Source organism: Streptomyces sp. NPDC018019 (genome assembly GCF_044327805.1).
GTDB lineage: Bacteria > Actinomycetota > Actinomycetes > Streptomycetales > Streptomycetaceae > Streptomyces.
This window is the reverse complement of the sequence record NZ_JBIRGD010000003.1, coordinates 35906-50911: the sequence shown is the minus strand read 5'-3', so window position 1 is coordinate 50911 and position 15006 is coordinate 35906. Positions and strand designations below refer to the sequence as shown.

The 15006-nt window shown below is 73.3% G+C and carries 12 protein-coding genes and 1 riboswitch; of the genes, 6 read left to right on the top strand and 6 right to left on the bottom strand.

Annotated elements, in window-relative coordinates:
- Positions 1-24 precede the first annotated feature (24 nt).
- The 3 genes from alaS to ACH4FX_RS06025 all read right to left on the bottom strand — a co-directional run bounded on the left by alaS (position 25) and on the right by ACH4FX_RS06025 (position 4587).
- Positions 25-2679 (bottom strand): alanine--tRNA ligase, encoded by a 2655-nt coding sequence (gene alaS, locus ACH4FX_RS06035; protein ID WP_398475615.1) that lies wholly within the window; start codon positions 2677-2679, stop codon positions 25-27.
- A 48-nt stretch (positions 2680-2727) separates the two neighbouring features.
- Positions 2728-3780 carry a tRNA (adenosine(37)-N6)-threonylcarbamoyltransferase complex transferase subunit TsaD gene (gene tsaD / locus ACH4FX_RS06030; RefSeq protein WP_398476388.1) on the bottom strand — a complete coding sequence of 351 codons (1053 nt, stop codon included), beginning with the start codon at positions 3778-3780 and terminating at the stop codon, positions 2728-2730.
- 234 nt (positions 3781-4014) lie between these two features.
- The gene (locus tag ACH4FX_RS06025; RefSeq protein ID WP_398475613.1) at positions 4015-4587 is read right to left on the bottom strand and encodes a histidine phosphatase family protein; all 573 of its coding nucleotides are present in this window, start codon (positions 4585-4587) and stop codon (positions 4015-4017) included.
- Positions 4588-4695: 108 nt separating this feature from the next.
- Positions 4696-4839, top strand: a riboswitch (cobalamin riboswitch).
- Between the two features lie 32 nt (positions 4840-4871).
- Between ACH4FX_RS06025 and ACH4FX_RS06020 the strand changes: the two genes are divergently transcribed.
- A complete protein-coding gene (locus ACH4FX_RS06020) occupies positions 4872-5096 on the top strand; it encodes a CbtB domain-containing protein (protein ID WP_398475611.1) in 225 nt (74 codons plus the stop codon).
- 13 nt (positions 5097-5109) lie between these two features.
- Entirely contained in the window at positions 5110-5871 is a 762-nt protein-coding gene (locus tag ACH4FX_RS06015) for a CbtA family protein (protein ID WP_398475610.1), read from the top strand.
- A gap of 193 nt (positions 5872-6064) precedes the next feature.
- Here the strand turns inward: ACH4FX_RS06015 and ACH4FX_RS06010 are convergent, their stop codons facing one another.
- Entirely contained in the window at positions 6065-6736 is a 672-nt protein-coding gene (locus ACH4FX_RS06010) for a CAP domain-containing protein (protein WP_398475608.1), read from the bottom strand.
- Positions 6737-7148: 412 nt separating this feature from the next.
- On the opposite strand from ACH4FX_RS06010, the gene guaD reads away from it, so the two are divergent.
- Entirely contained in the window at positions 7149-8528 is a 1380-nt protein-coding gene (guaD, locus tag ACH4FX_RS06005; protein WP_398475606.1) for a guanine deaminase, read from the top strand.
- Positions 8529-8619: 91 nt separating this feature from the next.
- Here the strand turns inward: guaD and ACH4FX_RS06000 are convergent, their stop codons facing one another.
- Both ACH4FX_RS06000 and ACH4FX_RS05995 read right to left on the bottom strand, forming a co-directional pair.
- Complete coding sequence (locus tag ACH4FX_RS06000) at positions 8620-9180, bottom strand: glycoside hydrolase family 25 protein (protein WP_398475604.1); 561 nt, start codon at positions 9178-9180, stop codon at positions 8620-8622.
- Positions 9181-9482: 302 nt separating this feature from the next.
- The gene (locus tag ACH4FX_RS05995) at positions 9483-10361 is read right to left on the bottom strand and encodes a DUF72 domain-containing protein (RefSeq protein ID WP_398475602.1); all 879 of its coding nucleotides are present in this window, start codon (positions 10359-10361) and stop codon (positions 9483-9485) included.
- A 162-nt stretch (positions 10362-10523) separates the two neighbouring features.
- Between ACH4FX_RS05995 and ACH4FX_RS05990 the strand changes: the two genes are divergently transcribed.
- From ACH4FX_RS05990 to ACH4FX_RS05980, 3 genes are all read left to right on the top strand, one after another.
- Positions 10524-11228, top strand: a complete 705-nt coding sequence (locus ACH4FX_RS05990) for a hypothetical protein (protein ID WP_398475600.1) — start codon at positions 10524-10526, stop codon at positions 11226-11228.
- A 117-nt stretch (positions 11229-11345) separates the two neighbouring features.
- A complete protein-coding gene (locus ACH4FX_RS05985; protein ID WP_398475598.1) occupies positions 11346-13025 on the top strand; it encodes an alpha/beta hydrolase in 1680 nt (559 codons plus the stop codon).
- Entirely contained in the window at positions 13022-13672 is a 651-nt protein-coding gene (locus ACH4FX_RS05980; protein WP_398475596.1) for a hypothetical protein, read from the top strand. Before ACH4FX_RS05985 ends, ACH4FX_RS05980 begins: the two co-directional genes overlap by 4 nt.
- Positions 13673-15006 lie beyond the last annotated feature (1334 nt).

The following is a 15006-nucleotide window of genomic DNA, read 5'->3' as shown; positions in this document are numbered from 1 at the left end:
CCGGGCAGGGACCGCCCACGCGTGTCACTTCTCGCCGAGCAGCCCCGGCAGCGCCGCCAGCGTCCGCGGCAGCTCGTCCGCCGGGAGGCCACCGCCCTGGGCCAGCTCCGGGGAGCCGCCGCCCCGGCCGTTCAGCAGGCGCTTGACCAGGTCGGACGCGGAGCCGCCCGCTTCCTTGCCGGCCTTGTTCAGGGCGACCACCAGGGCCGCCTTGCCGTCCGTGGCCGAGCCGACGGCCACGGCGGCGGGCTGCCCGGCGGGCATCTGGTCGCGTACGGCCATGGCCAGCGCGCGGGCCTCGTCGGCGCCACCGTCGGCGGTGGCGGTGACCACCCGGAATCCAGCGGCCTGTACGGCGGAGTCGGCCAGCCCGGCGGCGCGCGCCACGGTGGCCTGCTGCCGCAGCCGCTGGTTCTCCCGGTCGGCGGCCTTCAGCCGCTCCAGCAAACCGGCCACCCGGTCAGGGAGTTCGGCACGCGGGGCCTGGAGCTGCTCGGCGACCTGGGCGACCAGATCGCGTTCGCGGGCGAGGTAGCCGAAGCCCTCGATGCCGACCGACGCCTCCAGACGGCGCATGCCCGCGCCGACGGACGACTCCGCGGTCAGGGCGACGACCCCGATCTGCGAGGCGTGGGCGACGTGCGTACCGCCGCACAGCTCGCGCGACCAGGCGCCGCCGATCTCGACCACCCGCACCTTCTCGCCGTACGTCTCGTCGAAGAGCGCGAGTGCGCCCAGCTCCTTGGCCTCCGGGAGCGTCATCCACTGCACGTCCACCGGCAGATCGCGGCGGAGCGCGCGGTTGGCGGCCTCCTCGATCTCGCTGCGGGCGGCGGCGGACAGCCCGCCGCGCCACGGGAAGTCCAGGCGCAGGTAGCCGGGCCGGTTGTACGAGCCGGACTGGAGGGCCGTCGGGCCGAGGATCTCGCGCAGGGCCGCGTGGAGTACGTGGGTGCCGGAGTGGGCCTGGCGCGCGCCGAGGCGCCACTCGGGGTCCACGGCCGCGCGCAGGGTGTCGCCCTGGGCGAGTTCGCCCGCCGTGACGCGGATCTGGTGGGCGACCAGCCCGGGGAGCGGCCGCTGTACGTCCAGGACCTCGGCCTCCACCGAGGTGCCGGACAGCCGCCCGGCGTCGCTGTCCTGGCCGCCGGACTCGGCGTAGAAGGGAGTGCGGTCGAGGACGGCGGTGACGATCTCGCCCTCGCGGGCCACGGGCACCGGCCCCCGGGCGCCGAGGACGGCCAGGACACGGGAGTCCGTTTCCAGGGTGTCCCAGGCGCGCCAGTCGGTGGGGCCGTGCTCGTCCAGGACCGTGCGCAGCGCGGACGTGTCCACCGTGCCGCCGGACTTGCGGGCGCGGGCGTCCGCGCGGGCCCGCTCGCGCTGCTCGCGCATCAGCGCGGCGAAGCCCTCGCGGTCCACCTCGACGCCCTGTTCGGCGGCCATCTCCAGGGTGAGGTCGATGGGGAAGCCGTAGGTGTCGTGGAGCAGGAACGCCTGCTTGCCGGGGAGCGAACGGCCGCCTTCCGCCTTGACCTTGGTGACGGCGGTGTCCAGGACGGCGGTGCCCTGGCGCAGCGTCGCGCGGAAGGCGTCCTCCTCGCCGGCCGCCTGGTCGGCGATCCGGTCGTAGGACTCGGCGACCTCCGGGTAGCTGGGCGCCATGCAGTCGCGGGCGACCGGCAGCAGCTCGGGCAGCGCGCGGTCCTCGTAGCCGAGCTGGCGCATCGAGCGGACGGCGCGGCGCAGGATGCGGCGCAGCACGTAGCCGCGGCCCTCGTTGCCGGGGGTGGTGCCGTCGGCGAGCAGCATCAGGGCCGTACGGACGTGGTCGGCGACCACGCGCAGCCGTACGTCGTGCTGTGCGTCGGCGCCGTAGCGGACGCCGGCGAGCGCGGCGGCGCGGTCCAGGACCGGGCGCGTCTCGTCGATCTCGTAGAGGTTGCCGACGTCCTGGAGGAGGGTGGCCATCCGCTCCAGGCCCATGCCGGTGTCGATGTTGCGGCGGGGGAGTTCGCCGAGGATCGGGTAGCCGGACTTGCCGCTGCCCTCACCGCGCTCGTACTGCATGAAGACGAGGTTCCAGAACTCCATGTACCGGTCCTCGTCGGCCTCCGGGCCGCCCGCCCGGCCGAACTCGGGGCCCCGGTCGTAGTACATCTCCGAGCAGGGCCCGCACGGCCCGGGTACGCCCATCGACCAGAAGTTGTCCTCGTCCCCGCGCGAGACGATGCGTTCTTCGGGCAGCCCGGAGATCTCCCGCCACAGGGTGCGCGCCTCGTCGTCGGAGTGGTGCACGGTGGCCCAGATGCGCTCCGGGTCGAGCCCGTACCCGCCGTCGGCGACCGGGGTGGTGGACAGCTCCCAGGCGAAGCGGATGGCGTCTTCCTTGAAGTAGTCGCCGAGCGAGAAGTTGCCGTTCATCTGGAAGAACGAGCCGTGCCGGGTGGTCTTGCCGACCTCTTCGATGTCCAGGGTGCGCACGCACTTCTGCACGCTGGTCGCGCGCGGCCAGGGCGCCGCCACCTCACCGGTCAGGTACGGCTTGAAGGGCACCATGCCCGCGTTGACGAACAGCAGGGTCGGGTCCGGCGTCGGCAGCGGCGCGCTGGGGACGACGGTGTGGCCGCGTCCGGCGAAGAAGTCGAGGAAGCGGGCGCGGATCTCGGCGGTACGCAAAGGGGGCTCCGGGCGGTCGGGGGAGAAGGTCGGGAGGGCGGGCGGCCGTTACGCGGCGGCCTGCGCCGCCCTGGCGACCGGGTGCAGGGCCGCGTACTCCAGCGGCGCCGACGGGTCGATCGAGAGGTCCAGCGGAGCCGGTCCGGCGCCCGCCCGGACGAGCAGGTCACCGACGGCGGCGATCATCGCGCCGTTGTCCGTGCACAGCCGCAGGGGCGGTACCCGCAACGTAATGCCCGCCGCGTGGCAGCGCTCCTCGGCCAGGGACCGTACGCGGGAGTTGGCGGCCACGCCGCCCACCACCACCAGGGTGCCCACGCCGTGCTCCGTGCAGGCCGCGACGGCCTTGCGGGTCAGTACATCGGCGACCGCCTCCTGGAGGGAGGCCGCGCCGTCCGCGACGGGCAGTTCGCCGCCCCTGTGCCGTTCGGCCCAGCGCGCGGCGGCCGTCTTCAGGCCGGAGAAGGAGAAGCCGTACGGGTCGTCACGCGGCCCGGTCAGCGGGCGCGGGAACGCGACGGCCTTCGGGTCGCCCTCGCGCGCTGCCCGGTCGATCGCCGGTCCGCCCGGATACGGCAGGCCGAAGACCCGCGCGACCTTGTCGAAGCATTCCCCGGCGGCGTCGTCGAGGGTGTCGCCCAGGTGCACGATCGGATCGCGCGCCAGATCCCGTACGAGGAGGAGGGAGGTGTGCCCGCCGGAGACGATCAGCACCATGCAGGGGTTGGGCAGCGGGCCGTGCTCCAGGGTGTCGGCGGCGACGTGCCCGGCGAGGTGGTGCACCCCGTACAGCGGTACGTCCAGCCCGTACGCCAGGCCCTTCGCACCGGCCAGGCCGACCTGGAGGGCGCCCGACAGGCCGGGGCCGGTGGTGACGGCCACCGCGCCGATGTCGGCCATGGTCAGACCCGCCTCGTCGAGCGCGCGGCGGACGACGGGCGTGAGGGAGTGCACGTGCGCGCGGGCCGCGATCTCCGGTACGACGCCGCCGTAGCGCGCGTGCTCGTCCATGCTGGACGCGACCGCGTGCCCGAGCAGCTGCCCGTTCCGGACGAGTCCCGCCCCGGTCTCGTCGCAGGACGACTCGATCCCCAGCACCACTGGAGAGCCTGGAGAGCCCACCGCACCGCTCCTTCGCACCCGCCGGATTCGTTATTGCGAGCTATGTGCAACAACCGTCTCCGACCAGGATACGGCGGCGGGCGGGTGTGACTCCGGGCGTGGCGGTTGACGCCGGTGGCTGTGGCTGCGGCGGTCCGCGTCCGCGCCGCGGCCATGGCGGCCCGCGCCTGTGCCCGTTCCCGTAACGCGGCCACGGCCCCGGGGCGCCGTCGGCTACCCGAGCTCCCCCGCCACCCGGACGTTCCACCGCCCGTCCCGCCCGCTCAGAACCGTCACGGCCAGCGGCGGTACGTCCACCCGCCAGAAGGACGAGGGCGGTGCCCCCAGGGCGCACACCACGGACGCACGGACGACGTCCGGCTCCACCACGGCGACCGTCCGGCCGCCCTCCGCCGCTCGGCCCGCCAGCCAGTCCGCCACCCGGCCGAGCAGCCGGGTCAGCGTCTCGCCGCCGTGCGGCGCGCTGTCCGGGTCGGCCAGCCAGGCGGCGACCGCCGCGGGCTCGGCGGCCATCACGTCCGCCAGGGCCAGCCCGCGCCAGCGGCCCATCGCGCACCCCGCCGCGCCCGGGTCCGGTACGGCCCGCAGGCCCAGCGCCTCGGCCGTCTCCCGGCAGCGCGCGGACGGCGAGGCCAGGGCCCGGCCGGCGGGCAGCGCGGCAGCGGCGGGGCGGGCGGCGCGGGCCCGGCGCAGGCCGCCGGGCGTCAGCGGCTCGTCGGCCGGGAAGCGCACCGCGCGCAGCGCGTCGTCGAAGGCCGGTGAGACCAACGTCACCCGGGTTGTCATGCGCACCTCTTCCGCTCGCGAGAACCTGATGGCGCACAAGGGAACAGTGGGGCGCCCGCCTGTCGCCGTGCGCCCACCAGGGGTCCGCGGCCCCTTGGCCCGGCCGCCGCCACGCGGTACGTTCCCGATGATATTGACGATGACATGACGGAAGCCGGTGGAATTCCGGCGCGGTCGCGCCACTGTGAGCCCGGACCGGTCCCGTACGGGGCCGCCGGACGAGCCAGACCCGTCCTGTCGTACCGATCCACTGTCCGGGACGCGTGTTTTCCCAGGAGGTACCCATGGCCCAGTCCGTCGCGCCGCCGACCACCGGCTCCGCCGCCCCCGCCCCCGCCACCCTGCCGGTCAGGACGGTCCTGCCGTGGGCGGTCTTCGGCGGCGTGCTGATGCTCGTCCTGCTCTACTTCGTCGGCGCCGAACAGGGCGCCACCTCGCTGCTCTCCGGCACCGACGTGCACGAGTGGGTCCACGACGGACGCCACCTGCTCGGCTTCCCCTGCCACTGACCGGGGGCCGCAGATGAACTCCGCCACCGTCAGGTCCCTCCTGGTGCGCGGCATGCTGGCCGGCCTCGCCGCCGGCCTGCTCGCCCTGCTCGTCGCCTACCTGCTGGGCGAACCCCAGATCGACGCCGCCATCGCGTTCGAAAACGCGCACGCCCACGAACACGAGGCGGAGGTCGTCAGCCGCGGCGTGCAGTCCACCGCGGGCCTGGCCACCGGCGTCCTGGTGTACGGCGTCGCACTGGGCGGGATCGCCGCCCTGGCCTACTGCTTCGCGCTGGGCCGGACCGGCCGCTTCGGCCCCCGCGCCACCGCCCTGCTGCTCTCCGGCGCCGCCTTCGCCGCGGTCTACCTCGTGCCGTTCCTCAAGTACCCGGCCAACCCGCCGTCCGTCGGCGACCCCGACTCCATCGGCAGGCGGACCGCGCTGTACTTCCTGATGATCGTCCTCAGCGTGCTGCTCACCGTCGCCGCGGTCATCCTCGGCAAGCGGCTCGCCCCCCGCCTCGGCACCTGGTACGCCACGGTCGCCGCGCTGGCGGCCTTCGCCGTTGCCGTCGGCCTCGCCTACGCGTTCCTGCCGGCCGTCAGCGAACTGCCGGAGGACTTCCCCGCCTTGCTGCTGTGGAAGTTCCGCGTCTCCGCCCTCGCCGTCCAGCTCGCCCTGTGGGCCGCCTTCGGGCTGGTCTTCGGCGAACTGGCCGAACGCGCCGTCCGGGCGCGGCGGGCCGGCGTTCCGCACGGGACGGGCGGGCCCGCCGTACGGTCGGTCCACTGACGCACCACTCCACGGACACCACTACGGCTCCGGCCGCGGCCATCCGCCGCGGCCGGAGCCGTGTACGTGGCGGGGGAGCCGTCGTACGCCCCGCATGGAGCCGTCGTACGTCCCGCATGGCGTCGTACGTCCCGCATGGCGTCGTACGTCCCGCACGGGGCCGCCGTACGCCGCGGTCCCGGAGCCGTGTGCGTCAGGCCGGGGCGGCGAGCAGCAGCGTCCACCACGGCCCGCGCCCGCCGGTGCCGGTGTCGATCCCCACGCCCGCGTGCCGGAACGAACAGTCGGCCAGCACCACCCGGTGCTCCGGGCTGCGCGCCCACGCCCGCACCACCTCGGCGGCGTCGAGCTGGCCGCGCGCGATGTTCTCGCCCGCGCGGCGCCAGTCGTACCCGACCGCCGAGAGCCGGTTGCCGGGACCGGAGCCGCCGCGCTCCCGGTGGGAGAGCGAGTCGGCGCGCGCCATGTGGCCGCTGTGCCGCTGGGCGGCCTCGGTGACCGTACGGTGCGCCCGCACGGGCCGGCAGCCGGCCTTCGCCCGCTCGCGGTTGACCAGCCGGACGACGGCCGCCCGGGTCGCCTCGGCGTTGCCCGGCGCGCGGGTGACAGCCTGCGGGGTCCGGGCGGTGTGTGTGGCGTACGAGGCCAGGGCTGCTTGTGCGGCGTCCGGCAGTGCGGAGTGCACGCCCGATGCGGTCAGCGCGGGACGCGTACCCGAAGAGACCAGCGCGGGGCGCGTTCCCGAAGGCGTCGCGACGGCGGGGCCGCCCGCCACCGGCCCCGCCAGGAGCAGCACCGCCACAACCGCCACCGCCGCCCGTACCGAGTACCGCCCCGTCCGTACCGAGTACCGTCCTGTCCGCACCGCGTGCCACCCCGCCCGTACCGAGTACCGTCCCGTCCGTGCCGCGTACCGCCCCGCCCGTCGGCCCGCGCCGCGCCCCGATGGCCCGTACGCCCCCGCCGCCGCGTCCCGGCCCGCGATCCCGTCCGCACGTCCCTCCGCACACCCGCCCAATTCGGCCCCTGTTCCTCGACTGGCATCGGCTGTCGCACCCGGCCGTCACCCGGCCCGGCGCCGTCCCGGGCGTCCGGCCCGTCACCCGGGCAACCGCGCACCCGGGCATCCGCTCACCCGGACACCCGGTCACAGTCTTGCCGTCCCCGCCCCGGCCGCTGCGTCCGTGGCCGATACCCGACCCGTTCGGCTGTACGGGACGGCCGCGCCGCTGACGCACGGGGGTCCACTCCGGCCCCGGAACGGGTACCCGCCGGACATGACCACCAGTGCCACCACATCCACCACTCCGGACACCCCGACCACCCACACCGCACCCCTCGCCGTACGTGGCCCCCTCGTCCGGTTCCGCGCCGACCCCTTCCGTACCGGCAACGCGGCGGCCCTCGAACACGAGCCCGACGGGCTGCTGATCTGTGCGGACGGCCGGATCACCGCCGCCGGCCCGTACGCCGCCCTGCGCGACCGGCTGCCGGCCGGCACCGAGCCGGTGCACTACCCCGGCCACCTCATCACCGCCGGCTTCGTCGACGCCCACACCCACTACGTGCAGATGGAGGCCGTCGCCGCCTTCGGCGCCGAGCTGCCCGACTGGCTCGACCACACCTACGTCGCCGAGGAGCGCTTCGCCGACGGCGCCCACGCCCGCCGCGTCGCGGCGTCGTTCTGCGACGAACTGCTGCGCAACGGCACCACCACGGCGCTGGCGTTCGCCGCGGTGTACCCCGACTCGGCCGACGCGCTGTTCGAGGAGGCGACCCGGCGCGGCATGCGCATCGCGGCCGGCAAGGTCCTAATGGACCGCAACGCCCCCGACGCCCTGCTCGACACCGCGCAGCGCGCGTACGACGAGTCCGCGGCGCTGATCCAGCGCTGGCACGGCACCGGGCGCAACCTGTACGCCATCACCCCGCGCTTCGCCCCCGCCAGCACCCCGGACCAGCTCGAAGCCGCCCGCGCCCTGCACGCGGCCCACCCCACCACGCTCGTGCACACCCACATCGCGGAGCACCCCGACGAGATCCCCTGGGTCCGCTCCCTGTTCCCCGACCGCGATGGCTACCTGGACGTCTACGACCACTACGGCCTGCTCGGTCCCCGTACCGTCCTCGCGCACGGCATCCATCTCACCGCCGCCGAACGCGACCGCTGCGCCCGCACCGGCACGGCCGTCGCCCACTGCCCGTCCTCCAACCTCTACCTCGGCAGCGGCCTCTTCCCCCTCCGCGAGGCCAAGGAGGGCGATCACCCGCTCACCGTGGCCCTGGGTACCGACATCGGCGCGGGCACCAGCTTCGCCCTCCTCCAGACCATGCGCGACGCCCACCGGGTCGCCAAGCTGCGCGGGTACGCCCTCGATGCGGTCAAGGCGTTCTACCTCGCCACCCGTGGCGGCGCCGAGGCCCTCGGGCTGGCCGGCACGATCGGCTCCCTGACCCCGGGCCAGGAAGCCGACTTCACCGTCCTCGACCCCCGCGCCACCCCCCTCCTGGCCGACCGCACCTCCCGCGCCGAGGACATCGAGGACCTGCTCTTCGCCCTCTGCATCCTCGGCGACGACCGCACCGTCCGGGCCACCTACACGGCGGGGAGGCGAGCGTACGACCGGGACGCGGCGACACCGTTCGGGGCGGGGTGAGGCGGGCGGACCATGCGACGGGGGCCGGGGGCGGTCCCGGCAACGGCCTCCCCCGTGGGGCACGAATACGGCCTTCAGAACGCCCGGCCCCTCACGTCTTTCCGGGCGCGGCCCATTTCTTCAGCGCCTCCCGGTTCTCGAACCGTGCGACGTTCTTGTCCAGCGGGCGGTTGGTGTGCTGATGGACCAGCCACTTCCCCTTGATGCGCGGCTTGCCGGGCGAGACGTAATCGGCGATCCAGAGGCCGTCCCCGGCGTACGACGAGGTGTCGTGGCCCTTCCAGAACGACACGTTGGTGTAAAGGAGCACGCGGTGGTGGGGGCGCAGTTTCTTCACCTCGCGCAGGAACTGGTCCTTCTGCGCGCTGCTCGCGTGCGTTCCGGAACCCGTCGTCTCCCAGTCGGCGGCGAGCAGATCACCCTCCTGCGCACCGCACTTCTCGACGAAATACTCGGCCTGGGCCGCGATGTTCCCGGGCCACAGAAAGTGGTAGTAGCCGACCACACACCCCGCCTCCCGGGCTTTCGCCGTCTGCTCGGCCCGGTGCGGATTGGCGTACGAACGGCCCTCGGTCGCCTTGATGAACACAAAGTCCTGCCCTGCGGCCTCAAATGAGGACTGGTGGGCGGAAATATCGATGCCGTGCAGCATGGCGTGCCTTTCGGTGGGGGAGGGCAGGGAAAGGGGAGCCGTGAGGGGCAGGGCTATATCCGTGCCGTATCTACGACCGCTGCCGACCGGACCGACCCGACCGGCAGCCAGGTGTGGCCGGCTCCCGTACCGCCGCCCCCATCACCACAGCCCCCTCAATACGTCCTCCTCCTTACCTTCCCTACCTGATCCGCTTTTCATCCCCAGTCCGCCCGCGCACCCGCAGCATTCACGTGCGCCCCTGGCCCTCACCACGCCCCGCCACGCCTCCCAGCCTCAAACGGCCACGCGTGCCGCTCAGTTCACGCCGCCCCGAGCAACCGCCGCATCGACTCCGCCGCGCGTACCGCCGCGTCGGCACAGCAGTTGTTGAACAGGACGTGCACCCGTTCGGCCCGTTCCGCCATCCCGTGCAGCCGAGGGACCCACTCCGCCAGTTCCTCTTCCGTATAGGCGTGGCGAAAGCGGTCCTCCTTGCTCCCGGCGCCCCAGGCGGGATTACGCCCGTGAAAGCGCGCCACCGCCAGCCGGCCGTCCGTGACGGGAGTGACCGGAGGTATGGAAACCGGCAGCGTCTGCACCATGTCCACGGCCACCGCCGCCATGTTCAGCTCCCGCAGCAACGCCGACGTAGCGGCCTGCCGCTCACCGCCCCGCCACCACTCCGGATGCCGGAACTCCACCGCCACCGGCCACCCTTCGGTACGTTCCCGGCACCGCGCGAGAAACGCCTCGGCCCGTGCGCCCGGCGCGAACCACGGCGGAAACTGGAACAACAAGGTGCCGAGCCGCCCGGCCGCCCGCAACGGCTCCACCGCACCGCTGAACCGCCGCCACACCTCGTCCAACAGCCCGTGGTCCGTGCCGTTTTCCGGCGCCCGCCGCCGCACGAAAGCGGACCGCAGATCATCCGGCAGGGCGGCGGGCCGCGTGGGATGCCCGGTGAGCAACGAAAACGCCTTCACATCGAACCGGAACCCGTCCGGCGTCCGCTCGGCCCACAGCCGGCTGTTGCGCTCACTGGGCAGCGCGTAATACGTGGCATCGACCTCCACCACCGGAAACCGCCCGGCATAATGCCGCAGCCGCCCCTCCGCGTCCCGCCGCCCGGCCGGATACCACCCGCTCCCCACCAACGCCCGATCCGTCCACGAACACGTCCCGACCAAGAATTCACCCATGCCGTGGCGCGTACCCAGGCGAACCGTTCGCAGCGGGACCAGGCGCAGGCCCCTCTCCCGCCGTCCGGAGTGACGGCCCGGCCGGACGCCCGGGCAGGCCGCGCGGCGGACGTTGGTAATCTGCCTGGGCCATGACAGGTACGGGGGAGGGGTGGCACACGAGTGTCCGGCAAGACGGCGGTTGACCCGGCTGAGCTGCGCGCGTCCGCGCAGGCCGAGGACGCGATAGCGGACGACATGAAGGACCCGAACAACAAGGCGATCTCCACGACGAAGGACGCCGCCCGGGCGCTCCAGGGCTGGGCGGTCGGTACGGCCCTCCAGCAGATCGCCGACAGCTGGAAGCCCTCGCTGGACGGGATGCACGCCCGCGCCAAGGCGGGCGCGAACAACCTCCGCGCGAGCGCGTCCGGCCACGAGTGGAACGAGCACGACACCTACCGGGACTTCGAGAAGACGGGCGACCAGGCACAGACCCAGTCGGGCCTGCGGTCGATGAGCGCCCCCTCGGGCGGGCCGGGCCTCGGTGGTCCGGGCGCCGTGGGCTCGGAAGGCACCCACCCGATGCCGGGCGCGAGCCGTCTGCCGGGACCGGGCGGCGCCATCGGCGGCCCCGGCGCCGTCGGCTCCGAGGGCACCCACCCCATGCCGGGCGCGAGCCGTTTCCTCGATCCGGATGGTGGCGCCGTCGGTGGTCCGGGCGCCGTGGGCTCGGAAGGCACCCACCCGATGCCGGGTGCGAGTCGCCTGCCGGGGCCCGGTGGCCCCGCGTACACCGGTCCGGACCCCGGTGCGAAGTGGACGCCGGAGGACATGGCGAACGCCAAGCCCATGGCGGCCCCGGCCGACGGCTCGCCCTTCGGGTGAGCCGCGCCCGCCGGGCACCGCGTCCCGGGCCCGGCCTCCGCGGCCGGGCCCGGGCACGGCCGCGCGGATCGCTCATGACACCGACACGGGAAACCGTTCCGACGGGGGAAAGCGCACATGAGCTCCATCTATGCACGCCTCTTGAAACAAGACCTCTCCGACTTCGAGGAATCGGGCGCGGCGTGGCGGAAGCTGTCCACCACCATGGACACGCTCAACGACCAGCACCGCTCCAAGGTGACCGGACCGCTGCACGCCCAGTGGGAGGGCGATGACGCCGCCGCGGCGCTCTTCTTCCTCGAAGACCTGGAGAAGCGGTTCGGCATCGTCCGTACCGAGGCGATGGCGATCGCCGAGGTCATCACCGTCGCGCACGCCAAGCTCCAGGAGGCCCAGCGGAGCCTGCGCGAGAGCGTGAAGGGCGCCGAGGCCGAGGGCTTCGTCGTACGGGACGACGGCAAGCTGGAGGCGTCGGCGAGCCAGAAGGAGGCCACGGCCGGCGACGACGTCCAGGCCCAGGCCGACCGCGCCTCCCTGTCCATGCTGATGGACACCTACCAGCGGGACATCGACATCGCCCTCGACTCCGCCAAGGAGGCCGACGACGAGGCGGCCAGGAACCTCGGCGTCCTCGACGGCGACATCCTCCAGGGCAACATCGACGACTCCGCGGGCGAGGCCCGGGACGACGTCGCCCAACTGGGCAAGACGATGGACAAGCTGGCCGCCCCCGTCGCTCCGGAGGACCCGAAGGAAGCCGCCAAGTGGTGGCAGGACCTCTCGCCCGAGCAGCGCGCCTCCCTGGCCGCCCTCCACCCGGAGGTGATCGGCAAGGCCGACGGTCTGCCCTCCGACGTCCGGGACGACGCCAACCGGCTCGCCCTGGAGCAGGAGCTGAGCGCGATGGAGAACTACGAGTACCACGACAAGTACTCCACCGACGACTACAACAAGCGGCTCAACAACCTCCAGACGCTGCAACGCGAAATGGACAAGCGGGACGGGGAGACCGGCCGCAAGGAGCTCTTCCTGCTCGACTTCGACTCCAAGGGCGACGGCCGGGCCGTGATCGCCCAGGGGAACCCCGACACGGCGGACAACGTCGGCGTGCACGTGCCCGGCACCGACACCACCATGGAGTCCACCGGCGGACAGCTCGACCGCATGGACAAGCTCCAGCGGGCCGCCATGCGCGAGGACCCGACGGCGAGCACGTCGATGGTCTACTGGCTCGGCTACGACGCCCCGGAGATCCCCGTATCCCAGGCCGCGAACCTCTCCGTCGCCGGCACCGGGCGGGCCGAGGACGCCGCACCGGACCTGCGGAACTTCACCCACGGACTGCGCGCCTCCCACCAGGGCGACCCGCCCCACCTCACCGTGCTCGGCCACAGCTACGGCTCCACCGTGGTCGGCGCCGCCGCCGCGCACGACGGGGGGCTGGGCGCCGACGACATCGTCGTGGTCGGCAGCCCCGGCATGACCGTACGGAAGGCGGACGAGCTCAACATCGACCCCGGCCACGTCCACGTCGGCCGCGCGGAGGACGACGGCATCAAGTGGGCCGCGGGCGCGACCCTCGGCGCGGACCCCGCCACCACGGAGATGTTCGGCGGAAACCGGTTCAAGGTCGACACCGAGGGGCACAGCGGCTACTGGGACGAGACCAAGGACGGCCCCAGCCAGAGCCTCGCCAACCAAGGGAAGGTCATCGCCGGCTCGTCACCGGCCCCGGCGCCCAAGGAACCGGTCGGCGATCCGGACCGCCCGGACGTCCCGCTGGGACCGCACCCGTGAGCCGCGGCCCGTTCTCCGCGGCGGCCCTCGCGAGCGGCGACCCGTCCGGCGCGCCGCCCGGCGGCGGCAGCGAGCCCCGGGCGTCCGTACGCCGCCGCCGGAGACCGTTCACCTCCGTCCCGCTCGTCCTGTCCCTCCTGTCCCTCCTGTTCACCGGAGCCTGCGTGTCCCAGCCGTCCGACCCCGCCGGCAAGCCGTCCGACCACATCAACGCCCCCCTCCCGCGCAAGAGCCGGGCCGATGCCCTCGCATGGGCCAAGAGCTACACCTCGACCATGGCGCACTACGCCGATGTGAAGATCGCCGACGACCTCGGCCCGTTCACCGACTTCGAGGCGTGCGTCGGCAAGAACGACGAGGTGGCCGACGACGGCCGGTTCAGCCTCACGTACACCGTGTACGCCCACCTGCCCCGCGAACAGCACATCGCGGCCGTCCGGAAGCTGCGTACGGCCCTGAAGGACCACGGCGTGGACGTCACCGACTACACGGAGGAGGCGGAGGCCCACAAGGTGACCCTCTACGGCAAGCAGCGCACCGAGAAGTTCCTGATCATCGCCGACACGGTGAAGCCCCCCAACACCCTCCGCCTCTCCGTCAGCACCTCCTGCTTCCTCCCGCCGGACGCGAAACAGCAGCAGTTCTGAACCACACTCCAGGAGTCCGGGCGGCTCCCCGACACTCATTACCGCGACCGGCCCGGCCTCCCACCCGGAGGCCCGGCAGGGGCGTCAGGGGGCGGAGGACCCGGCGGCGGGACAGGAAACCGGGCTGCCTGCTGACGGCGGAAACACTCAAGCAGGCGCAGGTTCGCCTGCTGCCGGTTTCTCGCGTACCGCGGTCCGAGAGCGGCCCCGACCAGGCACAGAAATCCGACGGCGCAGGAGCCCGCCGCGATCGGAACCGACTCACGAATGGCCCACGCCAGCGCGAAGAACCCCGCGGCGACAACGCAGCACAGACTGATCAGCCCAGCCGGGCGCCACCCCTCATACGCCGTGACCTGTCGCTGCGCACGGGCAGCACGCTCCGGATGAATCAGTGACGGGCCGGAAACCGACGGGACGAGGGGACCATTCGTCGGCCAAGCCTGAGCGACGGCGCGCCAAGTGCCGCCCGCCCGCACGCGCTCCAGTGCCGCCCGGGCGCGCTGCCGGGCTGCCGGACTGTCATCACGCGTGAAGATCAACCGGCTCTGCCCTCGCCCGTACGGCTCCTCGGCACTGAGGACATAACCCAATTCCGCGCCGATCCAGGTGACCCGGTCAGCACGCATCGCCCCATACCCGGTCAAAACGACCTCGACAGCCGGACGCCCATCAAAGCGCGCCGCCACGGCCTCGTCCTTCATGTCCATCCCCCTACACGGGCGTAGCCGTGCTCCGGAAGCCCAGCCCGCCACGGCCCTGCGGGGCCAGAACCGGAGCCGCAGGCCGAGTGCGGCCAGGAGCGCAAGGGCCTCTGGTCTCCCGGTCGGCGCCGGACCTCGACGGACCCCGCACGGCCTCCAGGATGGCGCATCTCACGGCCCGCACGTGCGGCCCGCCTCAACCGGAACGCGACGAAGGCCCCCACCGCGAACGGTAGGGGCCTTCGACGTAGTGCCCGGTGAGGCACTGGCGGAGGATACGAGATTCGAACTCGTGAGGGGTTGCCCCCAACACGCTTTCCAAGTCTGGTGGTGGGGTGGTGACGCCTGTACGGGGGCGTTCAACTGGGTCCACGGCCGGATGGCCGTCGTCGTGAGAGCGGGGCCGGGACTCGCCTGAACGGCGGTGAACGGAGCCGAATGAGACGGAAACTGAGACGGTCCGGCCGCGGCCAAGCCGCCTTGTAGGTGGCGTGACCTCCTGATCCGTGACTCTTGGCGGATCGGTCGGTGGCGGTCTTGGGGGACGCGAGCGGCGCTTTGAGGGGCGGTACGAGGTGACGTTGGATGCCGGGGTTGTTGGATCGCGCTGCTGTACCGCAACCGCCCCGT